Annotated in this window: 16 protein-coding genes; 3 read left to right on the top strand and 13 right to left on the bottom strand. The window is 75.4% G+C overall.

Annotated features, from left to right (window positions below):
* Nucleotides 1-320: 320 nt before the first annotated feature.
* From K1J57_RS25945 to K1J57_RS25910, 8 genes are all read right to left on the bottom strand, one after another.
* Entirely contained in the window at nt 321-1,256 is a 936-nt protein-coding gene (locus K1J57_RS25945) for an FAD binding domain-containing protein (RefSeq protein ID WP_220561342.1), read from the bottom strand.
* Nucleotides 1,253-3,853 carry a molybdopterin-dependent oxidoreductase gene (locus K1J57_RS25940; RefSeq protein ID WP_220561341.1) on the bottom strand — a complete coding sequence of 867 codons (2,601 nt, stop codon included), beginning with the start codon at nt 3,851-3,853 and terminating at the stop codon, nt 1,253-1,255. Before K1J57_RS25940 ends, K1J57_RS25945 begins: the two co-directional genes overlap by 4 nt.
* Nucleotides 3,854-4,025: 172 nt before the next feature.
* On the bottom strand, nt 4,026-5,693 hold the full coding sequence (locus K1J57_RS33705; protein ID WP_255646604.1) for a serine/threonine-protein kinase: 1,668 nt from the start codon (nt 5,691-5,693) through the stop codon (nt 4,026-4,028).
* Between the two features lie 174 nt (nt 5,694-5,867).
* On the bottom strand, nt 5,868-7,307 hold the full coding sequence (locus K1J57_RS25930) for an NCS2 family permease (protein ID WP_220561340.1): 1,440 nt from the start codon (nt 7,305-7,307) through the stop codon (nt 5,868-5,870).
* 219 nt (nt 7,308-7,526) lie between these two features.
* Complete coding sequence (pucD, locus tag K1J57_RS25925) at nt 7,527-9,926, bottom strand: xanthine dehydrogenase subunit D (protein ID WP_220561339.1); 2,400 nt, start codon at nt 9,924-9,926, stop codon at nt 7,527-7,529.
* Complete coding sequence (locus K1J57_RS25920; RefSeq protein WP_220561338.1) at nt 9,926-11,296, bottom strand: 8-oxoguanine deaminase; 1,371 nt, start codon at nt 11,294-11,296, stop codon at nt 9,926-9,928. The genes pucD and K1J57_RS25920 overlap by 1 nt, the downstream gene beginning before the upstream one ends.
* Nucleotides 11,293-11,817, bottom strand: coding sequence for a (2Fe-2S)-binding protein (locus K1J57_RS25915; protein WP_220561337.1), 525 nt, complete (start codon nt 11,815-11,817; stop codon nt 11,293-11,295). The genes K1J57_RS25920 and K1J57_RS25915 overlap by 4 nt, the downstream gene beginning before the upstream one ends.
* A complete protein-coding gene (locus K1J57_RS25910; protein ID WP_220561336.1) occupies nt 11,808-12,680 on the bottom strand; it encodes a xanthine dehydrogenase family protein subunit M in 873 nt (290 codons plus the stop codon). Before K1J57_RS25910 ends, K1J57_RS25915 begins: the two co-directional genes overlap by 10 nt.
* A 224-nt stretch (nt 12,681-12,904) precedes the next feature.
* Between K1J57_RS25910 and K1J57_RS25905 the strand changes: the two genes are divergently transcribed.
* Together K1J57_RS25905 and K1J57_RS25900 are read left to right on the top strand one after the other, a co-directional pair.
* The gene (locus tag K1J57_RS25905) at nt 12,905-14,473 is read left to right on the top strand and encodes a PucR family transcriptional regulator (protein WP_220561335.1); all 1,569 of its coding nucleotides are present in this window, start codon (nt 12,905-12,907) and stop codon (nt 14,471-14,473) included.
* Between the two features lie 48 nt (nt 14,474-14,521).
* Entirely contained in the window at nt 14,522-15,223 is a 702-nt protein-coding gene (locus tag K1J57_RS25900; RefSeq protein ID WP_220561334.1) for a pentapeptide repeat-containing protein, read from the top strand.
* On the opposite strand, the gene K1J57_RS25895 is transcribed toward K1J57_RS25900, so the two are convergent.
* Nucleotides 15,207-16,034 carry an SDR family oxidoreductase gene (locus K1J57_RS25895; RefSeq protein WP_220561333.1) on the bottom strand — a complete coding sequence of 276 codons (828 nt, stop codon included), beginning with the start codon at nt 16,032-16,034 and terminating at the stop codon, nt 15,207-15,209. The two genes, K1J57_RS25900 and K1J57_RS25895, sit on opposite strands and share 17 nt — an antisense overlap.
* A gap of 74 nt (nt 16,035-16,108) precedes the next feature.
* On the opposite strand from K1J57_RS25895, the gene K1J57_RS25890 reads away from it, so the two are divergent.
* Nucleotides 16,109-17,077, top strand: coding sequence for an AraC family transcriptional regulator (locus K1J57_RS25890; protein WP_220561332.1), 969 nt, complete (start codon nt 16,109-16,111; stop codon nt 17,075-17,077).
* Here K1J57_RS25890 and K1J57_RS25885 read toward each other — a convergent pair.
* From K1J57_RS25885 to K1J57_RS25870, 4 genes are all read right to left on the bottom strand, one after another.
* The gene (locus K1J57_RS25885; protein ID WP_220561331.1) at nt 17,045-18,004 is read right to left on the bottom strand and encodes a helix-turn-helix domain-containing protein; all 960 of its coding nucleotides are present in this window, start codon (nt 18,002-18,004) and stop codon (nt 17,045-17,047) included. The two genes, K1J57_RS25890 and K1J57_RS25885, sit on opposite strands and share 33 nt — an antisense overlap.
* A 19-nt stretch (nt 18,005-18,023) precedes the next feature.
* Nucleotides 18,024-18,992, bottom strand: a complete 969-nt coding sequence (locus tag K1J57_RS25880; RefSeq protein WP_220561330.1) for an alpha/beta hydrolase fold domain-containing protein — start codon at nt 18,990-18,992, stop codon at nt 18,024-18,026.
* Between the two features lie 104 nt (nt 18,993-19,096).
* Nucleotides 19,097-20,011 (bottom strand): aminoglycoside phosphotransferase family protein, encoded by a 915-nt coding sequence (locus tag K1J57_RS25875; RefSeq protein WP_220561329.1) that lies wholly within the window; start codon nt 20,009-20,011, stop codon nt 19,097-19,099.
* An 11-nt stretch (nt 20,012-20,022) separates the two neighbouring features.
* On the bottom strand, nt 20,023-21,180 hold the full coding sequence (locus K1J57_RS25870) for an endo-1,4-beta-xylanase (RefSeq protein WP_255646603.1): 1,158 nt from the start codon (nt 21,178-21,180) through the stop codon (nt 20,023-20,025).
* Nucleotide 21,181: the final 1 nt, after the last annotated feature.

Here is a 21,181-nt window from a genome sequence, read left to right as displayed (position 1 = left end):
TTATTCCCGGGATCAATTTTCCATCGGCCCGGAGTCGTGTCAAGGCTCCCCGGAGAATCGGCTTGTGACCTTGGGTTATCCCTCGAATACCTCATGGATTCCGAAAAACCGCAGGTCAGATGTTTTCCTGGGGTGAATTCAGGTGTGGGAACGACGCGTGTGGCCGATGGGACGCAAGGGGTCGAGGAATTCGCCGGTTCCTGGAATTCCCTCCGGTGTCGGTGTTCTCCCGGATTGCGAAGAACGCCGCCGGGGCGGGGGAGATCCCGTCCCGGCGGCGTTCCTCCTGTTCGGTGCGACCGTTATCGCCCGTTCGCCCGTTATCGCAGGGCGCGTTCGACGGTGTCCTGAAGGGCGGCCCGCAGCAGGGCGGCCTTGTAGCGGGTGCCCGGCAGCGGGGTGGTGCGGGCCGCGACCGCGTCCAGCGCCGCCGCCACCCGCGGGCCGGGCGCCGCGCCCGTCGCCGCCCCGGCCAGGGCGTCCTCCACCTCCGGCAGCCTCAGCGGTACCCGGGCCACCGCCCCGACGGCCACCGCCGCCCGTTCCACCGTCCCGTCCGGGCCCGGCAGCAGCCGGACCACGGCCTCCACCAGCGGCCACTCCGCCCGGGCACGCCCGGCCGCGCGCCGGTGCGCGGCCCGCTCACCCGGTACCGGGGCGGGCAGCAGCACCGCCGTCAGCACCTCGTCGGGGGAGAGCAGGTGGTCGCGGCCGGGCTCCGCGGGTCCGTACAGGTCGGCGAGGGGGAACGTGCGCGTCCCGCCCGGGCCGACGGCCTCCACCGCCGCGTCGTAGGCCAGCAGTGCGACGGCCAGCGACGACGGGTGGGGGGAGGTGCAGCCGCCGCTGTCGAACACGACCCCGTGCAGGTGGTCGCCCTCCCGGGAGGGGCACTCCCGGCCCGGCGCGTGCGCGTCCGGGAACGCCGGGTGGTCCAGGTAGGCGCAGCGGCCGCGCTGGAGCAGGTTGCCGCCCACCGTGGCGGTGCCCCGCACCTGCGGGGTGGCCAGCGCACCGGCGGTCAGGGCCAGCGCCGGGTACCCGTCGAGCCCGGCCAGGGCGGCGACCGTGGTCAGCGCCCCCACCCGGGTCGCCCCGTCCCCGTCGCGGGCGGTCCCGTGCAGGCCGGCGATACCGGTCAGGTCCACCACCGGGGCGCTCCCGGCCTGTTCGATGCCCCCGGCGCGGGGGCGGGCCCCGGTGGCCAGGGCGGCCAGCGCCCCGTCCAGGGAGTCGGGTCGGACGACGGTGCTCATCGGATCCCCTCGATCAGTCGGTCCGGGCGCAGCGGCAGCTCCCGGGGACGCCACCCGGTGGCGTCGAAGACGGCGTTGCCCAGGGCGGCGGCCACCCCCACCACGGACACCTCGCCCAGGCCCACCCCACCGCCGGGGACGTGCTCGAACCCCTCCTGGTGGAAGTGCACCTCGGTCTCGGGCACGTCGCCCATGCCCGGGATGCGGTAGTCCTCCAGGTCGTCGGTGAGGATCGCCCCGGTGCGCGGGTCGTGGCGGCGCTCCTCGAACAGGGCGTAGCCCACGCCCTGCACCACCGCGCCCTCGCACTGGTTGCGGGCGGTGCGCTCGGAGTAGATCCGCCCGGCGGCGATCCCCGCCCAGCAGCGGGTGGGGCGCACCCGCCCCAGCAGGGTGTCGACCTCCACCTCCATGACGTGCACGGCGCCGCTCATGCCCCGGCCGATGGCCAGGTCGCCGGACATCTCGGGGGTCAGCGCCCCCCACCGGTCGCGGCCGCGGCCGCCCACCACGCTCAGGCCCTCGGCGGCGGCCAGCGCCTCCTTGAGCACGTGCTCGTCGATGGGGCCTTGGGCGGGGACGCCCGGGTCGAGTTCGCGCAGTGCGGCGCGCAGCCGGTCCGCGGCGTCCGCGGCGGCCGGCCCCATGGAGGGAGTGGTGCGGCTGCCGTAGGAGCCGGTGCCGTGCACCGACGAGGAGTCGCCGATCTCCACGCGCACGCCCCCGGCGGGCAGGCCCAGGCGCTCGGCGACGGTGTCGGAGAGCACCGTGCGGATGCCGGTGCCCAGGTCCTGGGTGGCCGCGCGGGCCACCAGCTCCCCGCCCCGGACGACCAGCTCCACCTGCGCCCGGGGGCCGAACAGGTAGAGCCAGTTGGAGGCGGCCACGCCCACCCCGCGCCGGAAGCGGCCGGTGCGCGGGCCCCGGGGCCGCTCCCGCCACAGCGGGGTGCGCGCGGCGCGCTCGTACAGGGCGCGCCGCTTGGGGTTGCCGTCCCAGCGCAGCCGCAGGGCGAGGGGGTCCTCGTCCAGCCGGCGGGCCATCTCGTCCACGGCCTGCTCCAGCGCCCAGGCCATCGGCGGTCCGCCGGGGCCGCGCATGGGCATGCCGGGCGGGCGGTTGGTGACCACGTCGAAGTCGCGCACCCGGCGGGGCGCGCGCCCGTACATGAGGAAGGCCAGGGTGGCGGTCGTGGAGCCCACGGAGACGCCGCCGTCGCCGTGGGAGTCGACGCTCATCGCGGCCAGGCCGCCGTCCCGGTCGGCCAGCAGCGCCACGCGGGTGCGGGTGCCGGGGCGGTGCCCGGCGTCGGTGAGCTCCTCGGCGCGCGTGAAGGCGACCCGGACCGGGGCCCCGGCCGCCCGGGACAGCTCGACGGCGGCCTCGATGTCGACGGAGATGCCGTTCTTGGCGCCGAAGCCGCCGCCGACGTGTTCGGTCACCACGTGCACCCGGTCCCGGTCCAGCCCCCAACGGGCGGCGACCCGGTCGGCGAGCCTGCTGACGGACTGGGTGGAGGCGAACAGACGGAGGCCGTCCCCGCTCCAGTGGGCGACGCACACGTGCGGCTCCAGCGGAGTGTGCACCTGGGTCGCGGTGGTGTACTCCTGTGCCACCAGCAGCGGGTCGCCCGCCTCGGCGGCGGCGCGCAGCCGCCGCACGGCGGTGGGGCCGCGCCAGCTCAGGGTGCCCGGGCCGCGCACGTTCCCGGTCCAGGGCGCCGGGGGCGTGGGGGCCTCGCCGTAGGAGGGTGCGCCGGACCGGTCGGTCCGGGTGGGGTGGACCAGGGGCGCGTCGGGGGCGCGGGCGGCGTCGACACCGGCCACGGCGGGCCGGGGCTCGTAGGCGACGGCCACGGCGGCGGCCGCGGACCGGGCCGCCTCGGCGGTGGGCGCGGCGACGGCGGCGATCGGCTGGCCGACGTAGCGGACGGTGCGGTCCGGGGGCAGCAGGTCGACCAGCGGGGTCGCGGGGTCGGCGGCGTGCACCGCGCGGACCCGGGCGTGGGGGAGCGGGGAGCGGACGATGACGCCCTCCCAGGTGCCGGGCGGGGCGTGGTCGCCGCTGTAGCGGGCGCGGCCGGTGACCTTGTCCAGGGCGTCCACGCGCGGCGGGTCCCGGTCGGGCTCGCCGTCGAACTCCCCGGCGCAGGCGGCGGCCACGGCGGCGAAGATGCCCTCGTAGGCGCCGCAGCGGCACAGGTGCCCGGCCAGGGCGTCGGCGATCCGCTCCCGGTCGGGCCGGGTGTCGCCGTGCTCGGCCCGCCAGGCGTCGACGAACACCGACGCCTCGACGACGAACCCGGGCGTGCAGAACCCGCACTGGAGTCCGTCGTGGGCGGCGAAGGCGCGCTGGACGGGGTGGTCGCCGCCCAGGCCCTCCACGGTGGTGACGTCGCGCCCGGTGAGCCGGTCGGCGGGCAGCAGGCAGGAGACGGTGGGGGAGCCGTCGACGAGGACCGTGCAGGCACCGCAGACGCCGGTGCCGCAGGCGATCTTGGTGCCGGTCAGGCCCAGGCCGTCGCGGATGTGCGCGGCGGCGCTGGTGGCGGGGGAGTCGGGGACGGTGGCGGGTGAGCCGTTGACGTGGGCGTCCATAGTGCTCTGTGTGTTCTTCCCGAAGAGGATGTTGTCAATGACAACTTATGGGGGGCGCCCACGGGGTGTCAACGGTGTCTTCGGGCGGGTGTCGCCGCGTCCGAATGTGATCTACCTCGTAAAGGTGGCGGTTTCGGACATTCCATAGATCTCCGGTTCCCGGGACCCCGGCTCACGGGAGTTCGGTGTCCGTACCCCCGTGGGTGTCAGTGCCCGCGTCCCCGGTCCCCCCGTCGGTTCCGCCGCCGGTCCCTCCATCACCGGTCCCGGTCCCCTCACCGGTGCCTTCTTCACCCTCGCCCGTGCCGGGGTTCCAGCAGGCGTCGGGGTCGGTCCCGCAGTCGGTCGGGTCGACCGTGACGCAGTCGGGATGGTGGGGGTCGGTGTGGCAGTCGGTCCCGGTACCGCCCCCGGTCCCGCCGGTCTCCTCGGTGGGCGGTGTCCAGGTGCCGCCCTCCCCGCCGGTGCCCTCCCCCTCGGAGGGGGCCTCCTCCACGGGCCCCTCGCCGGAGGCGGAGGGGACCACCGCGACCTCCTCGGAGGTCGGGGTGTTGCCGACCGGCTCCACGGGCGGGGGAGTGCTCTGGACGTAGACCCAGAACAGCGCGCCGCCCAGGGCTGCGAGCACCGCCAGGGCCCCGGCCGTCACCCACCCGGCCGCGGGGCGCCGCCGCCGGGGCCGTTCCGCGGCGGGTGCCGGGGGAGCGCCGTCGGGCGGTCCGCCGGGGCGGTTGTGGCCCGCGGTGCGGGGTGCGGTCCGCGGGGACACCCGGGTGCGCGGTGTCTCCGTCCCGGGTGCGGCGGGCCCGGTCCGCCAGGGTCCTCCGGCGGTCTCCCCGGGTGCCGCCCCGCCCTCGGGGGCGCCCCCGGCGGGGCCGACCGGGGGCAGCGGCCCGGTGGCGGGCCCGCCGTCGGACGGGGGTGCGGCCCCCCGCCGGGGTCCGGGCACCTCCGGGACCGCGCGGATGCGGGCGGTGTCGGTGTCCACGGCGGTGGAGGTCTGCTCCAGCAGCAGGGTGGCAGGGGTGGCCGCGGGCAGGGGGCCGCCGCCGATGAGCGCGCCCAGCACCTCCATGGCGGTGGGCCGCCGGTCGGGGTCCTTGTCCAGGCAGCGCTCCAGGACGGGGCGCAGCCGGTCGGGGACGCCGGTCAGGTCCGGAGGGGAGGTGAGCACCTGGTCGACGATGGCCAGGGTGGTCCCGCCGTGGAAGGCGCGGTGGCCGGTGGCGGCGTAGACCAGGACGCAGGCCCAGGAGAACAGGTCGCCGGCCGGCCCCGCGGCGCGGCCGCGGATCTGCTCGGGGGACATGTAGGCGGGGGTCCCGGCGACGGTGGTGGTCTGCCGGGTGGCGTCGACCAGCCGGGCGATGCCGAAGTCGATGACGCGGGGGCCGTCGGGGCCCAGGATGACGTTGCCGGGCTTGAGGTCGCGGTGCACGACCCCGGCCTCGTGGACGGCGGCCAGGGCGGTGATGGTGGCGATGGCCAGCCGGTCCAGGTCGGGGCCGGTGCGGGGGCCGCCGTTCTCGACGGCGGCGCGCAGGGTGGGGCCGGGTACGTACTCGCTGGCGATGTAGGGCGGGTCGGCGTCCATGTCGGCGTCCAGGACGGCGGCGGTGCAGAAGGGGGCGACGCGGCGGGCCGCGGTGAGCTCCTGGGCGAAGCGGTCGCGCTGGCGGGAGTCGCCCTCCCAGGTGCGGCCCAGCACCTTGACCGCCGTCCGGGTGCCGTCGGCGGCGCGGGCGAGGTAGACGGTGCCCTGTCCGCCGCTGTCGATACGGGCCGTGACGGTGTAGGGGCCGATGGCGGCCGGGTCGGTGGGGAGGAGCGGTGTGGTCATGGTTCGCGCCCTGTCGGTGGGGAGTCGCCCGCTGCGGTCTCCATCGCTCACTGTGACGTGGCCCGGGGGCCGGGGGGACCTTGCCCGCCGGTGATAATCACCTTGCTTTTTCCGGACGACGGGGGAGACCGGTCCGCATACCGCGCGAACCGGTCTCCGGGTGGGACGGGCCCGTCAGAGCCCGAGCGCGTGCATGGAGAAGTCGAAGACGAAGACGCCGGTGAGGATCCACATGAGCCAGCCGACGTCGCGGACGCGTCCCTGGACGGTGCGCAGGACGGTGTGGGCGATGATGCCGATGCCGATGCCGCCGGCGATGTCGAAGGCGAAGGGCATCATCGCGATGGTGAGGAAGGCGGGGACGGCCACGCCCATGTCGGACCAGTCGATGTCGGCGACGTGGGTCATCATCAGCGCCCCCACCAGCACCATGGCGACCGAGGCCGCCTGGGCGGGGACGATGGAGAAGACCGGTGCGAAGACGATCGCGGTGAGGAACAGGGCGCCGGTGACGACGCTGGACAGCCCGGTGCGGGCCCCCTCGCCGACGCCCGCCGTGGACTCGACGAAGACGAGGGTGGCCGAGGAGCTGGTCAGGCCGCCGACGACGGCGCCGGTGCCGTCGGTGACGAGGATCTGGTTGACGCGGGGCATGGCGCCGTTCTCGTCGGTGATCCCGGCCTTGGCGCCGATGGCGAGGATGGTGCCGACGGCGTCGAAGAACCCGGCCAGGACGAGGGTGAAGAGGATGACGCCGGCGGTGGTGGGCCCGGCGGTGGTCCAGGCGCCGAGGAGGTCGACCTGGAAGAGGAGTCCGAAGTCGGGTACGGCGACCAGGGAGGCGGGGAGTTCGGGCGCGCCGCCGCCCCACTGGGCGGCGTCGAGCCCGAAGGCGTAGTGGACGACGACGGCCAGGACGGTGGCGCCGACGATGCCGTAGAAGATGGCGCCGGGGACGCCGCGGACGAGCAGGGCCGAGGCCAGGGTCAGGCCGATGACGAAGATGAGGACGGGCCAGCCCAGCAGGTGTCCGCCGTCGGCCTCGGCGCCGAGCTGGAGGAGGCTTCCGCCCTCGCCTCGGCTGACGAAGCCGGCGTTCTTGAGGCCGATGAGGGTGACGAAGAGGCCGATGCCGACGCCGATGGCGATCTTGAGGTCGCGGGGCAGGGCGTTCATGACGGCGGTGCGGACGCCGGTGACGACCATGGCGATGATGATGAGGCCCTGCCAGACGACCAGGCCCATGGCCTCGGGCCAGGTCATGTTGGGTGCGGCCTGGTAGGCGACGACGGCCATCACCCCGAGGGCGGCGGCGCAGGCGATGGGGGCGCGTCCGACCACGCCCATCATGATGGTGACGAGCCCGGCGGACAGGGCGGTCATGGTGGTGAGCTGGGCGGGGTCGAGGTGGTCGCCGTTGATGTCGGTGGCGCCGCCCAGGATGACGGGGTTGAGGACGATGATGTAGGCCATCGCCATGAAGGTGGTGAGTCCGCCGCGGAGTTCGCGTGCGGGGGTGGAGCCGCGGGCGGTGATGGAGAAGTAGCGGTCGAGCCAGGATCGACCTTCGTGGGGGGTGGATTGCGGGCGCTGGGCGCTGTCGCGTGTGGTCATGTCCCCTCCTGGAGGGAAACGGGGCGGCCTTCGGTCGCCTGATGAGAGTGGATGATCACGCAGAGTGATCGTCCGTGGGCGTGCGGGGGCGTCGTCGCCCCGTGCCCAGGGCGGTGGCGCGCGCGTGCGCGGATGGGCGCGTGCGCCGGTGGGCCGCTCACCGGGTGGGTGAGGGAGGTCGGGCGGTGCGGCGGGGTGGCCGCCGCACCGCCGGTGGTCTTACAGGGGGATGCCGACGATGTCCTCGGGCCGCACGGGGGCGTGGGTCAGGGCCTTGCCGGTGGCGTCGCGGACGGCGGCCACGATGGCGGGCGTGGAGGACAGGGTGGGCGGTTCCCCGGCGCCGCGGACGCCGTAGGGCGAGTGCGGGTCGGGGTGTTCGAGGACCTCGATGCGCATGGGCGGGGTGTCGAGGATGGTGGGGATGAGGTAGTCGGTGAAGGAGGGGTTGCGGATCTGCCCGTCGCCGACCTGGACCTCCTCCATGAGGGCCAGGCCCAGGCCCTGGGTGGAGCCGCCCTGGATCTGGCCGATGAGCTGGAGCGGGTGCATGATCTTGCCGACGTCCTGGACGGCGTCCAGGGCGATGACCTTGACCAGGCCGAGTTCGACGTCGACGTCGACGACGGCGCGGTGGACGCACATGCCGAACTGGGTGTGGGAGGAGCCCTGCCCCAGGGTGGGGTCGAGCATCTCGGTGGGCCGGTGGTGGTACTCGCGGGTCTGCTCCACGACGGTGCCGTCGCCGAGCAGGTCGGTGAGCGAGACCAGGGCTCCCAGGGTGCGGGAGACGACCTTGCCTCCGGTGAGGGACAGGTCCTCGTCGTCCAGGGTCGCCGGGATGTGGCCGCGTTCGCGGGCCAGGGTGTAGAGCTCCTCGCGTACGGCCAGGCAGGCGGTGCGCACGGCGCCGCCGGTCATGTAGGTCTGGCGGGAGGCGGAGGAGGATCCGGCGGAGCCGACACTGGTGTCGGAGGGGGCGATGACGACCTTCTCCACGCCCAGTTCGGTGCGGGCGATCTGGCCCTTGACGGTGACCAGGCCCTGGCCGACCTCGGCGGCGGCGGTGTGGACGAGGGCGACGGGTTCGCCGTTGACGACCTCCAGGCGCACGCGTGCGGTGGAGTAGTCGTCGAAGCCCTCGGAGAAGCAGAGGTTCTTGAGGCCGACGCCGTAGCCGATGCCGCGGACGACGCCTTCGCCGTGGGTGGTGCCGGCGACGCCGCCGGGCAGGGTGCGCAGGTCGGCGGGGTCGGGCAGGGCGTCGCGCGCGGGCGGCAGGGGCAGGTCCTTGGCGCGGGCGAGCATCTCGGCCATGGGCAGGGGCATGTCGACCTCTTGGCCGGTGATGATGCGCGAGCCCTGGCTCATGGAGTTCTTGATGCGCAGGTCGACCGGGTGCATGCCCAGGGCCTGGGCGAGGCGGTCCATCTGGGACTCGTAGGCGAAGCAGGCCTGGACGGCGCCGAAGCCGCGCATGGCGCCGCAGGGCGGGTTGTTGGTGTAGACGCCGTAGGCGTCGACGCGGGCGTGGGGGATCTCGTAGGGGCCCAGGCCCAGGGAGGAGGCGACGCCGACGACGGCCGGGGTGGCGGAGGCGTAGGCCCCGCCGTCGACGATGACCTCGGCGGTGGCGTAGAGCAGGGTGCCGTCGGCCAGGGCGCCGTGCTCGTAGCGCATCTTGGCGGGGTGGCGGTGGACGTGCCCGTAGAAGGACTCCTCGCGGTTGTAGACGATCTTGACGGGCTTGCCGGTGTGCAGGGCGAGCATGCAGGCGTGGATCTGCATGGACAGGTCCTCGCGGGCGCCGAAGGCGCCGCCGACGCCGGCCAGGGTGATGCGGACCTTGTCCTGGGGCAGGGCGAGGGCGGGGGCGATCTGGCGCTGGTCGACGTGGATCCACTGGGTGGCGACGTAGAGGTCGACGCCGCCGTCCTCGGCGGGGACGGCCATGCCGGACTCGGGGCCGAGGAAGGCCTGGTCCTGCATGCCGACCTCGTACTCGTCGGCGACGACGACGTCGGCGCGGGCGCGCAGGGCCTCCAGGGCGGTGTCGGGGTCGCCCTGGGCGAAGTCGCCGGTGCGGATGGGCTGGTGGCGCAGGCGGTTGCCGCGCTGGTTGTACTCGGGGTGGTCGGGGACGGTGCCGGGTTCGTGGACCAGGGGGCAGTGGGGGTCCATGGCGGCGCGGCGCGGGTCGGTGACGGGTTCCAGGACCCGGTAGTCGACGCGGATGCGCTCCATGGCGCGGCGTGCGGTCTCGGGGTGGTCGGCGGCGACGATGGCGACGGGTTCGCCCTTGTAGCGGACCTTGCCGTAGGCCAGGACGGGCTGGTCCTCGAATTCGAGGCCGTAGCGCTTGGTGCCGGGGACGTCCTCGTGGGTGAGGACGGCCTCGACGCCGGGGACCTTGAGGGCCTCGGTGATGTCGATGGAGAGGATCTCGGCGTGGGGGTGGGGGCTGCGCAGGGTGGCGCCCCAGAGCATGTCCTCCATCCACATGTCGGAGGAGTAGGCGAATTCCCCGGTGACCTTGAGGGTGCCGTCGGGGCGCGGCGGGCTGGCGCCGATGCCGTCCCTGGTGGTGCTGGTGAGATCGGTGACGGTGGTCGCCGGCATCAGCGGTTCGCCTCCTGGGTGAGTCGCGCGTGGGCGTTGCGGCCGCGGGCGGCGGCGGCCTCGCGGGTGACGGTGGTGAGCTCCCCGCCGGAGACGACGGGGCGGGCGCCGACCCACAGGTGGGTCAGCGGCGGGGTGGGTCCGAAGACGGCGGCGACGACGGGGTCCTCGATGACGTCGTAGCCGAAGCCGTCGACGCGCCACAGGGCGATGTCGGCGAGTTTGCCGACGGTCAGGGAGCCGAGTTCGGCGTCGCGGCCCAGGACGCGGGCGCCGCCGAGGGTGGCCATGTGCAGGGCCTGGCGGGCGGAGAGGGCCTGGGGGCCCTTGCGGGCGCGGGCCATGAGCAGGGCCTGGTGCATCTCCCCGGCCAGGGGGGTGAGTTCGCTGGAGGCGGGGCCGTCCACGCCCAGGCCGACGGGGACCCCGGCGGCGAGGAGTTCGGTGGTGCGGCAGATGCCGGCGCCCAGCCGGGCGTTGGAGGTGGGGCAGTGGGCGACGCCGGTGCCGGTGGCGGCGATGCGGGCGATGGCGTCGTCGGAGAGGTGGACGGCGTGGGCGAACCAGACGTCGGGGCCGAGCCAGCCGAGCTTCTCGGCGTACTCGACGGGTGTGCAGCCGAACTCGGCCCGGCACTGCTCTTCCTCGTCGAGGGTCTCGGCGAGGTGGGTGTGCAGGCGGACGCCCTTGTCGCGGGCCAGGTGGGCGGCCTGGACCATGAGGTCGCGGCTGACGGAGAAGGGCGAGCAGGGGGCGACCGCGATGCGGGTCATGGACCCGGGCGAGGGGTCGTGGTGGGTGTCGATGGCGTCGGCGGTGCCCTGGAGGGCGTCGTCGAGGGTCTCCACGACGCTGTCCGGTGGTAGGCCGCCCTGGCTGTGGCCGCGGTCCATGGAGCCGCGGGCCAGGTCCAGGCGCACGCCCACGTCGAGGGCGGCGCGCACCTGGGCGTCGACGATGTCGCCGCGGCCCGAGGGGTGGATGTAGTGGTGGTCGGAGGCGGTGGTGCAGCCGGACAGGGCCAGGTGGGCGAGGCCGGCGGTGGTGGTGTCGGCGACGACCCGGGCGTCGAGGCGGTGCCAGATCTCGTAGGAGCCGACGAGCCATTCGAAGAGGGTGCCGTCGGTGAACAGGCCCTGGGTGGCCCACTGGTAGAGGTGGTTGTGGGTGTTGACCAGGCCGGGGGTGGCCAGGTGGCCGCGGCCGTCGACGCGGGTGGCGTCGTCGGGGACCAGGTGGGCGGGCGCGGGTCCGTCGCCGACGGCGGTGATGAGGCCGTCGCGGGCGATGATGTGCCCGTCGGGGTGTTCGGCGCCGTCGACGGTGGCGATGTGGGCGCCTTCGATGACGAGGGAGCGGTGGTCGGTCATGCGGTGCTCCCGGCGGTGTCGGTGCCGGCGCGGCGTGCGGCGGCCAGGTGGACGGCGTCGAGGATCTTCTCGTAGCCGGTGCAGCGGCAGAGGTTGCCGGCGAGGGCTTCGCGGATCTCGGGGTCGGTGGGTGCGGGCCGGCCGGCGTCGACGGTGCGGTTGAGCAGGTCGTCGGTCTGGACGAGCAGGCCGGGGGTGCAGAAGCCGCACTGGACGGCTCCGGCGTCCAGGAAGGCCTGCTGCACGGTGTTCAGGGGGCGGTCGCCGCCCTTGCCGGCGCCGTCGGCGAGGCCTTCGACGGTGCGGACGCGGCGGCCTTCGGCCTGGCCCGCGGCGACCATGCACGAGCAGACGGTGACGTCGTCGAGGTAGACGGTGCAGGAGCCGCATTCGCCCTGTTCGCAGGCGTTCTTGCTGCCGGGCAGTCCCAGGCGTTCGCGCAGGACGTACAGGAGGCTCTCTCCGGGCCAGACGTCGTCGGCGGTGACGTCCTGGCCGTTGACGTTGATGTTCACGCGCATGCGGCGGCTTCCTTGCGGTAGTCGGTGATGGACCAGGTCAGGGTGCGGCGGGCCATGACGGACAGGGCGTGGCGCCGGTAGGCGGCGCTGCCGCGCTGGTCGTCGATGGGGCGTGCGGCGGCGGCGACGAGTTCGCCGAAGCGGCGGACGGTGGCCTCGGGCAGGGGCCCGGGGGAGTCCCAGTCGATCTCCTGGGCGAGGAAGTCCTCGGCGGCCTCGGCGCGCAGCGGGGTGGGTCCGGCGGAGCCGATGCCGGTGCCGACGGTGCGTGCGCCGGTGTCCAGGGCCAGGGCGAAGGAGGTGACGGCGATGACCATGGCGTTGCGGGTGCCGATCTTGGCGAAGTGCTGGGGACCGGCGGGTGCGGGCAGCAGGATCGCGGTGATCAGTTCGTCGTCCCGGCGCGCGGTGGTGCGGAACGAGAGGAAGAAGTCGCGGGCCCTGACACGGCGGGTGCCCCGGGTGGAGGCGAGTTCGACGGTGGCGTCGGCGGCCAGCAGCGGCGGGAGGGCGTCCCCGGCGGGGGAGGCGCCGCCGAGGTTGCCGCCGACGGTGCCGCGGTTGCGGATCTGCGGTGAGGCGACCGTGCGGGAGGCCTTGGCCAGTCCCGGTGCCAGGGCGGGCAGCTCGGCGATGATGCGGCTGTAGGGGACCGCGGCGCCCAGGCGCGTGTGGCCGTCGCCGGCGGCCTCCCAGCGGGAGAGTTCGGCGACGCGGGTCAGGTCGAGCAGGATGTCGGGCCTGCGCTTGTCGAAGTTGAGTTCGACCATGACGTCGGTGCCGCCGGTGATCGGGACGGCGTCGGGGTGCTCGGCCTTGGCCTCAAGCGCCTCCTGCAGGGTGGAGGGGCTCAGGAATCGCATGTGTGAGGGTCCTCGCGTTGACTTGACCGGTGGGTTGTGTGAAGTACAGCACTCCGGTGTCGTCGCTTCCAGGCGGCGATGACATGAAGTGATGGCGGAACGAACGGTTATCGTTGGTCGTTTCCTCCAAGTGGTGCCCGTGGGAGGGTTCGTACTTCCCCACCACTGAACTCCCGTAAGGTCTCGGGGACCATCATCGACACACGGACTCAAGAGGGACGTTCATGCGTCTTGGCGATTTGATCGCGGTCGAGCGGCTGCACCTGCGCTTCCTGGCGGGGGCGGAGGAGGCCGACCGCGAGGTGGGGTGGGCCTACACCACCGACCTGTTGGAGCCCGCGCGGTATCTGCGCGGGGGCGAGCTGGTGCTCACCGGGATGATGTGGCGTGAGGGTCCAGGGGACTCGGACCGGTTCGTGGCGTCGGTGGAGTCGGCCGGCGCGGTGGCGATCGGGGCGGGGACGGCGCTGGGCTCGGTGCCCGAGGACCTGGTGCAGGCGTGCCTGCGGCGGGGGATGCCGCTGGTGGAGGTTCCGCCGGAGACGTCGTTCGGCGCGGTGACGGAGGAGGTGCTGGGCTCGCACACCCGGCGCCGGTTCGCGGGGCTGGCGCGGCACCGGGACCGGTTGCGCCAGGCGGTGGCGGAGGTGGCCGCCGGCGCGGATTTCGCGGAGGTGTTCGCGCGGGCGTCGGCGCAGGTCGGGGTGCGCGCGTGGGTGGTCTCGCCGACGGGCCGGCTGGTGGCCGGCGACGGCGCGGGGCTGGGCGCGGCCGAGCGGGAGTGGCTGGCGGCCCGGGCCCTGGCGTGGCCGCTGCTGCCGCACACCACTCGGGTGCCGGGGGCCGGGGAGGCGGTCGTGACGGTGCGGGAGGTGGCCACGTCGCGGTCGCATCCGCTGTCGCGGTGGCTGCTGGTGTGCGCCGGCGACGAGGCGGTGTGGTCGGAGGAGGAGCGCGAGACGGTCGCCGAGCTGGGGTCGGTGGCGGTGCTGGCCCGGGGGCGGGTGGAGGACCGGTGGAGCACCGAGGCCCGGCACCTGGAGGGGGTGGCCCGGCTGCTGGCGGCGCAGCGGTTCGACGAGGTGGCGGCGCTGCTGCGGGGCACTCCGCAGGGCGGGGGCGAGGACCACGTGGTGGTCAGCGCCGTGATGCTGCCCGCGCCGCGGGCGGGCGAGCTGACCCGGCACGTGGTGGCCGAGCTGGTGGCCGACCTGCCCGGCGCGGTGGTCACCGGGGACGGGGACGGCGACACGCTGGCGCTGGTCCCGGTGCCCGCGGGCGGCGACCCCCGGGAGGCGGCCGAGCGGGTGCGCACGGTGCTGGTGGCCGGGGCCCGGGTGCTGGAGGGCGGCCTGCTGGACCACCGGTTGGCGCTGGGGTCGTCCTCGGCGGCGCGCGGGGTCCCGGAGCTGCGGGGCGCGGCGGTGGAGGCCCGGCACGCGCGGCGGCTGGCGGAGCTGCGGGGCGGGCGGTGGCGGGTGATCGCGGGGGCGGAGATCGACTCCCACGAGCTGCTGCTGGCGTCGGTGCCGGAGGAGGTGCAGAGCTCCTACCGGGAGCGGCTGCTGGGCCCGCTGGTGGCCTACGACCGGGACCACCGGTCGGAGCTGGTGGAGACGCTGGAGCGGTTCCTGGAGCACTCGGGGTCCTGGCAGCGGTGCGCGGCGGCGATGCACGTGCACGTGAACACGCTGCGGTACCGGATCGGCCGGGTGGAGGAGCTGACCGGCCGGGACCTGAGCAACCTGGAGCACCGGGTGGACCTGTTCCTGGCGCTGAAGCTGCGCGACTGAGCGGTTCCGGCGGCGCGTTGTCGGCGGTGCACGGTAGGGTGCGCGCCCATGGGCACGGATGTTTCTCGGGAGTCGTTGCAGGGCGCGGATCTGGCGGGGGCCGATCTGCGGGAGGAGTGGGGGAGCGCGGGGGGCGCGCCCCGGGAGCTGGTGGGGTGCGACCTGTCGGGGGCGGACCTGCGCGGGGTGGACCTGGCCGAGGCGGTGGTGCGGGACTGCCGGCTGGACGGGGCGCGCCTGGAGGGCGCGGAGCTGGAGGGGACCCGGTTCGTCGGCGGCGGGGCCGCGGGGGCGGTGTTCGGCGGGGCCGAGTGCACCGAGGCGCGGTTCGAGCGGGTGGACCTGGCCAACACCCGGTGGCAGGGGGCGCTGCTGACCGACGCGGTGTTCTCGGGGTGCCGGATGACGGGGGCGGGGCTGACGTCGCTGCGCGGGGTGGGGTACGCGTTCGACCACTGCAACCTGATGCTGGCCCGGTGCAAGGGCATCGACCTGCGGGGCCGGGTGCTGGAGGGGCTGCGGCTGGACGAGGCGGACCTGTCGGCGGCGGACCTGCGCGAGACGGTGTGGGTGGACTCGCGGCTGCGCGGGGCTTCGCTGGTCGGGGCGAGGCTGGCGGGCGCGGACCTGCGCGGCGCCGACCTGGGCGAGTTCACGGTGGAGCAGGCGCAGTACCTGCGCGGGGCGATGATCGGCCCCGCGCAGGCGCGCCTGCTGCTGGGAGCGCTGGGGATCACCCTCGCCGACTGAGGGTGTCCTCCAGGGAGCGGGGCGGGCGGCCCAGGGCGTCCTCCACCCCGGTGGACGGGTGGGCCTCGCGCCCGCGGGCCAGCGGGCCCATGAGGTCGGCCAGCACCTCGGCGAGGTCCGCGGGGACGCCGGCCCCGGTCTGCTCGGCGATGAAGGCGTCGGGGGTGACGGGGGTGTGGACCACCGTGCGGCCGGTCGCGGCGGTGAACACCCGGGCGACCTCGTGCAGGGTCAGGGGGCGCGGCCCGGTCAGCTCGTAGGTGCGGCCCTGGTGCCCGTCGCCGGTGAGGGCGGCGACGGCGACCTCGGCGATGTCGTCGGCGTCGACGAACGGGCACGCGCCCTCCCCGGTGGGCAGGCGCAGGTCCCCCGCCTCGACCAGGGGAGAGAAGAACCCCTCGGTGAAGTTCTGGGCGAACCAGGTGGGGCGCAGCACGGTCCATTCCAGGCCGCTGGCGGACAGGGCCTGCTCGCCCTGGAGGTGGCCGTTGTCGGTGTTGCGGCGGTCGGCGTAGTAGCCGGGGTCGTCGGAGCCGCGGGCCGAGAGCAGGACCATGCGCTCCAGGCCGCGGTCCCGGGCGGCGGCGACGAGCTCGGGGGTGTGCGGTTCGGTGTCGTTGGGGACGACGTAGGCGGTGCGCACCCCGTCCAGGGCGGCGTCCCAGGTGGCGGGGTCGGTCCAGTCGAAGCGGTGGGCCGCGCTGCGCGAGGCGACGCGCACGGCGCGGCCCCGCTCGGCGAGCAGGCGGGCGATGCGGCGACCGGTGGTGCCGGTGCCGCCGATGACCAGGATGGGGTCGGTGTTCGTCATGGGGGAAGTCCATCACCCCCGGCTGAGACGATCCATGGTCGCGAGTCTCGCCTGCATGTGCGATCGTCTACGGCATGGACGCACTCTCCGACCTCCTCGACGGGGTCCGGGCCCGCGGGGCCCTGTTCAGCCGTTCCCTGATGGAGCCGCCCTGGTCGGTGCGCTTCGACCACGCCCTGCCCCTGACACTGGTCACGATGGTGCGGGGCCGGGCCTGGGTCGCTCCCGGGCGGGGCGGCCCCCTGCCGTTGGAGGCCGGTGACATCGCGGTGCTGCGCGGGCCCGGCGCCCACACCGTCGCCCACCCGGCCGACGCCGCCACCACCTGCACCGTCCTGTCGGAACAGGTCTGCCTGGGGCCGGACGGCGAGCCCCTCGACGAGGACGTCGTGCTGGGGGTGCGCACCTACGGCCGGTCGTTCGACGCCCCCGACCTGCTGCTCAGCGGCGGCTACGACGTCACCGGGGAGGTGGGGCGGCGGCTGCTGTCGGCGCTGCCGGAGGTGCTGGTGGTGCCCGCCGACGCCTGCCACGACCCGCTCACGCAGATGATCCTCAACGAGGTGGACTGCCAGGTGCCGGGCCAGCAGGTGGTGCTGGACCGGCTGCTGGACCTGGCGCTGGTCTCGACCCTGCGGACCTGGTTCGACCGGCCCGAGGCCGACCCGCCCGCCTGGTACACGGCGCTGGCCGACCCGGTGGTGGGGGCGGCGCTGCGGGCGGTGCACAACCGGCCCGACGCGGCGTGGACGGTGGCGGGGCTGGCCGAGGTGTGCGGGGTGTCGCGGGCGACGCTGGCCCGGGACTTCACGGCGCTGGTGGGGGTGCCGCCGATGGCGTACCTGGCCGAGTGGCGGATGACCCTGGCCGCGGACCTGCTGCGCGACACCGCCGAGACGGTGGGGGCGATCGCCCGCAGGGTGGGCTACGCGGACGCGTTCGCGTTCAGCGCCGCGTTCAAGCGGGTGCGCGGGGTGTCGCCGACCGACCACCGCCGGGGCGTGCGGGGGTCAGTCGGGCAGGTGGAGGCGGCGCACGTGTAGGGCCACCTGGAGGCGCAGCCTCCCCGGGACGGTGCGCACGCTCCAGCCCAGGAGGCGTTCCAGCCGTTCCAGGCCCTGCTGGGCGGTGGAGTGGTGCACGCCCAGCGCCGTGGCGGCCGCGCGCACGCTGGACGCGGTCGCCAGCGCGTCGGCCAGGGCGATCAGGGCGGTGGAGGTGCGGGCCAGCCGCTCCAGGGCGGTCACGTCGGGCGGGGGCGCGTCGCCGGGGGCGACGGTGTCGGCCAGGGGCAGCAGGGCGCCCAGGTGTTCGGCACGGACGAGGCGGGGGCCGGGGTCGGCGCCCGACCCGGCGGCGGTGAAGCGCAGGGCGCGGCGCGCGTCGGCCAGGGACGCGGGCAGGTCGGCGACCGGTACGGCCGGGCCCAGCCCGGCGCGGGCGGTGCCGGGGTCCTCGCCGGGGGAGAGCAGGCGCACCGGGCCCCGGCGGGGGGCCAGGACCGCGCGGCGGGCGGCGGGCCCGATCCCTGCGCGGCGGGCCGCGGCCAGGCGCTCGTCCTCGCCGCGGGCGGGGTCGGTGAGCACCGCCGCCAGGGGGAGGGCGGGGGCCGGGGAGCGGTCCAGGTGGTCCAGGACGGCGACCGCGGCACGCTCCAGCACCATGTCCAGGACCGGTCCGGCGGGGCCGGGCACCTCCAGCCACAGCAGGGCGGTCCCCGCGGTGGCGGTCGGCCAGGACGGGTCCGGGGGCGGCTGCGGGGCGCGGGTGAGGCGGCCGTCGGGCAGGGCGCGCAGGGACAGGGCGCGGGCCGGGTCCGTGAGCGCGGCGGGGTGCCCGGCCAGGGCGGCCGCACCGCGCACCAGGGGTTCCAGGCCGGTGCCGTGCAGCCGGTCGAAGTAGGCGATGACCTTGACGGCGTCCCCGGCCTGGGGGTCCAGTGCGCTGATGCGGCCCAGCAGTTCCCTCATGGAACCAGTGTGCCCTGCCTCACACGCCGAGGGTGCGGCGCAGCCAGGGAAGGCGTGCGGCCGTGGCCTGGCGGGACAGGGCGGCGTGCGGGGCGAAGGAGTCGAAGCCGTGGAAGGCGCCGGGCCACACGTGGAGTTCGGCGACGCCGCCCGCCCGCCAGATGCGGGCGGCGTAGTCGACGACCTCGTCGCGGAAGGTCTCGGCCGAGCCCACGTCCAGGAACGCCGGGGGCAGCCCCGACAGGTCGGCGGCGCGGGCGGGGGCGGCGTAGGGGGAGGTGTCGGGACCGCCCGCGGCCCCGCCCAGCAGGGCGTTCCAGCCGGTGTCGTTGGAGGTGCGGTCCCACACGCCCAGGCCCGCCATCTGGTGGGCGGAGACGCTGTCGTTGCGATCGTCGAGCATCGGGTAGATCAGCAGCTGCGCGGCCAGGGCGGGGCCGCCGCGGTCGCGGGCCAGCAGGGCGGTGGCCGCGGCCAGGCCGCCGCCGGCGCTGGCCCCGCCCACCACGACCCGGGCGGTGTCCAGGCCGTGGGCGGCGGCGCCGGAGGTGAGGTGGACCAGCCCGGCGTAGCAGTCCTCCACGGGGGTGGGGTGGGGGTGCTCGGGGGCGAGCCGGTAGCCGACGGAGGCCACCGCCAGGCCCAGTTCGCGGGCGGTGGCGAGCAGGTCGGGGATCTCGGGGCCGCGGTGGGTGCCCAGGATCATGCCGCCGCCGTGGATCCAGTACAGCAGCCCGGTGGGCTCGGTGGTCCAGGTGGGCCGCCACAGCAGCAGGGGGACGTCGGCGCCGTCGCGGCCCGGGAAGGTGAGGGCGTGCTCGGTGAAGTCGCCGCCGTGGGCGAAGTCGCCCTCGACCGGAAGGCCGGCGCGGGCGGTCCGGATGGCGTCGATGAGGTCGGGGGTGATGGAGGGGGTGATCTGGTCGCCGATCAGGGCCAGGGCGGCGGACAGCTCGGGGTCGAAGGGCGGCGGAGGCGGTGTGGTCAACGGAGGTCTCCCGTCGGTGTCGGTGCGCGGGACCCCATTGTGCGGACGCCGCCGGGCGGGGCGGTAGCGGCGTGCGGCGGGGTGGTGCCCGCCGTGTGGCGGGGTCAGGACCCCAGGGCGCGGGCCAGGGCGAGCATCTGCGCGGGGCGGGCGGTGTCGCCCTCCTCCAGGGACCAGACGGTGTTCTCCAGGACGCGGACCAGGGTCCAGGCGCGGGCCCGCTCCCGGTCGGCGCCGGTGGCCTCGGTGAGCAGGTCGAAGCGGCGGCGCAGCAGGCGCTCGGCGCCGGGGCCGGACGGGAAGCGGTTCCACAGGGCGGGCAGCAGCTCGTAGCCCGGGTCGCCGGCCAGGGGCTTGGGGTCGATGGCCAGCCAGGGGCCGCGGCCGGTGCCCGGGAGCGGGGCCAGGACGTTCTGGTAGTGCAGGTCCCAGTGCAGCAGGCGGTCCCCGGCCTCGGGGGCGACGGCGGCGGCCACACCCGCCCACCGGTCCAGGGCGGCGTCCAGGTCGCCGGGCGGGTCGGCGGCGGCCCGCAGGCGGCGGGCGCGGGCGACGAGGCGTTCGGTCATGGGGCCCAGGCGGCGCAGGCCGGGCGGCCCGGGGCGGGCGTTGAGGGTGGTGAGCAGTCCGGCGATGGTCTCCAGGGCCCGGTCGATGCCGTGGGCGTCGATGGTGGAGTCCAGGTCGCGGCCGGGGTCCAGGGCCTCCAGGAGCAGGTCGCCGCTGCCGGGGTCGTGGTCGAGGAGGCGGACGCAGCCGTCGCCGTCCCAGGCGCGCAGGGCGTCGGGTTCGCCGCGGGTCTCGGCGTCGACGGGCTGGATCTTGAGCATGGCCGGGCGGCCGTCGGCGGTGGTGACGGGCAGGACCAGGGAGACGGCGCCGTGCAGGGGGTCGCCGGCGGGGGCGAGGCCCCAGGCGTCCAGGCGCTCGGCGGCCCGGCGGGGCAGGTCGGCCACCCAGTCGGGCCCGCAGAAGCGGGTGAGGGCGGCGGCGACGCGGGCGGGCACACGGACGGTCATGGTGCCGCAGCCTAGCGGGCGGGGCGGGTGCGCCGACCGGGGTCGCCGGCCGGCGCCGGCCGGCGGCCGCCGCGCCGGGAGAGGGCGTCGACCATGCCCGACAGGGCGGGCTTGGGCCGGTAGGCGGTGTCGAAGGGCAGGGCGGCGTCGGTGCCGGGGAACCACTCGGGGATCCAGGAGTGGGCGTCGGTGACGCCCCAGACGGTCACGTTGACGCAGCCCTCGACCTCCAGGCAGGCGGCCAGGACGTCGCGGTACTCGCCGCGCTGCTCCCGCAGGTCCTCGTCGGTGACGGGCTCGGGGATGCGCACGTCCAGTTCGGTGACGGCGACCTCCAGGCCCAGGTCGGTGTAGCGGCGCATCTGGTCGGCGAGGTCCTCGGACACGTTGCCGTGCACGAAGTGGGACTGGAAGCCGATGCCGTGCAGCGGGACCCCGCGCTCGACCAGGTCCGACACCAGGGCGTAGAGGGCGTCGGCCTTGGGGCCGGCGGTCTCGATGCCGAACTCGTTGATGTAGAGCTCGGCGTCGGGGTCGGCGGCGTGGGCGCTGTAGAGGGTCTGGGCGATGTAGTCGGGGCCCAGGACCTCGTACCAGAGGTTGCGGCGCATGTCCGGGCCGCCGTCCTCCAGGGGCTCGTTGATGACGTCCCAGGCGGAGACGCGGCCGCGGTAGCGCTCCATGACGGTGGTGACGTGCTCGTGGACGACCGCGCTCAGGCTCTCGGCGTCCCAGTCGCCGCCGGCGAGCCAGTCGGGCTGCTGGTTGTGCCAGAGCATGGTGTGGCCGCGCACGTTGAGGCCGTTCTCGGCGGCGAAGTCGACGACGGCGTCGGGGCCGCTCCAGTCGAACTCGCCCCGTTCGGGCTGGACGTGCTCCCACTTCATGGTGTTCTCGGCGGTGACCGAGGTGTAGTGGTCCTCGACGATGCCCCGGTAGCGGCGGTCGTGGGCCAGGGGGTCGACGGCCACCGCGACGCCCAGGTCGATGCCCCGGGCGCGGGCGAGCCCGGGCAGCAGGTGGCCCTCCTGCTCTGGTTCGGGCAGGACGGCGACGAGGACGCCGGTGACCGTGAGGACGACGGCGCACAGGGCGGCGGCGGTCAACAGCACCCCCTTTCCGTTGACGGGCGCGGGCCTGCCGTGCCCGCTGGTGCGGTGCCCGGTCACC

Origin of the sequence: Nocardiopsis sp. MT53 (genome assembly GCF_019598965.1) — a bacterium.
Classification (GTDB): Bacteria; Actinomycetota; Actinomycetes; order Streptosporangiales; family Streptosporangiaceae; genus Nocardiopsis; species Nocardiopsis changdeensis.
This window is presented reverse-complemented; position numbering and strand designations above follow the sequence as displayed.

Bases quoted from the DNA above. Each gene is read 5' to 3' on its own strand.
- K1J57_RS25890 (WP_220561332.1), top strand. From the start codon at position 16,109: ATGGACGCACTCTCCGACCTCCTCGACGGGGTCCGGGCCCGCGGGGCC.
- K1J57_RS25945 (WP_220561342.1), bottom strand. From the start codon at position 1,256: ATGAGCACCGTCGTCCGACCCGACTCCCTGGACGGGGCGCTGGCCGCC.
- K1J57_RS25910 (WP_220561336.1), bottom strand. From the start codon at position 12,680: ATGCGATTCCTGAGCCCCTCCACCCTGCAGGAGGCGCTTGAGGCCAAG.
- K1J57_RS25905 (WP_220561335.1), top strand. From the start codon at position 12,905: ATGCGTCTTGGCGATTTGATCGCGGTCGAGCGGCTGCACCTGCGCTTC.
- K1J57_RS25895 (WP_220561333.1), bottom strand. From the start codon at position 16,034: ATGACGAACACCGACCCCATCCTGGTCATCGGCGGCACCGGCACCACC.
- K1J57_RS25930 (WP_220561340.1), bottom strand. From the start codon at position 7,307: ATGACCACACGCGACAGCGCCCAGCGCCCGCAATCCACCCCCCACGAA.
- K1J57_RS25875 (WP_220561329.1), bottom strand. From the start codon at position 20,011: ATGACCGTCCGTGTGCCCGCCCGCGTCGCCGCCGCCCTCACCCGCTTC.
- K1J57_RS25885 (WP_220561331.1), bottom strand. From the start codon at position 18,004: ATGAGGGAACTGCTGGGCCGCATCAGCGCACTGGACCCCCAGGCCGGG.
- K1J57_RS25940 (WP_220561341.1), bottom strand. From the start codon at position 3,853: ATGGACGCCCACGTCAACGGCTCACCCGCCACCGTCCCCGACTCCCCC.
- K1J57_RS25920 (WP_220561338.1), bottom strand. From the start codon at position 11,296: ATGACCGACCACCGCTCCCTCGTCATCGAAGGCGCCCACATCGCCACC.
- K1J57_RS25915 (WP_220561337.1), bottom strand. From the start codon at position 11,817: ATGCGCGTGAACATCAACGTCAACGGCCAGGACGTCACCGCCGACGAC.
- K1J57_RS25900 (WP_220561334.1), top strand. From the start codon at position 14,522: ATGGGCACGGATGTTTCTCGGGAGTCGTTGCAGGGCGCGGATCTGGCG.
- pucD (WP_220561339.1), bottom strand. From the start codon at position 9,926: ATGCCGGCGACCACCGTCACCGATCTCACCAGCACCACCAGGGACGGC.
- K1J57_RS33705 (WP_255646604.1), bottom strand. From the start codon at position 5,693: ATGACCACACCGCTCCTCCCCACCGACCCGGCCGCCATCGGCCCCTAC.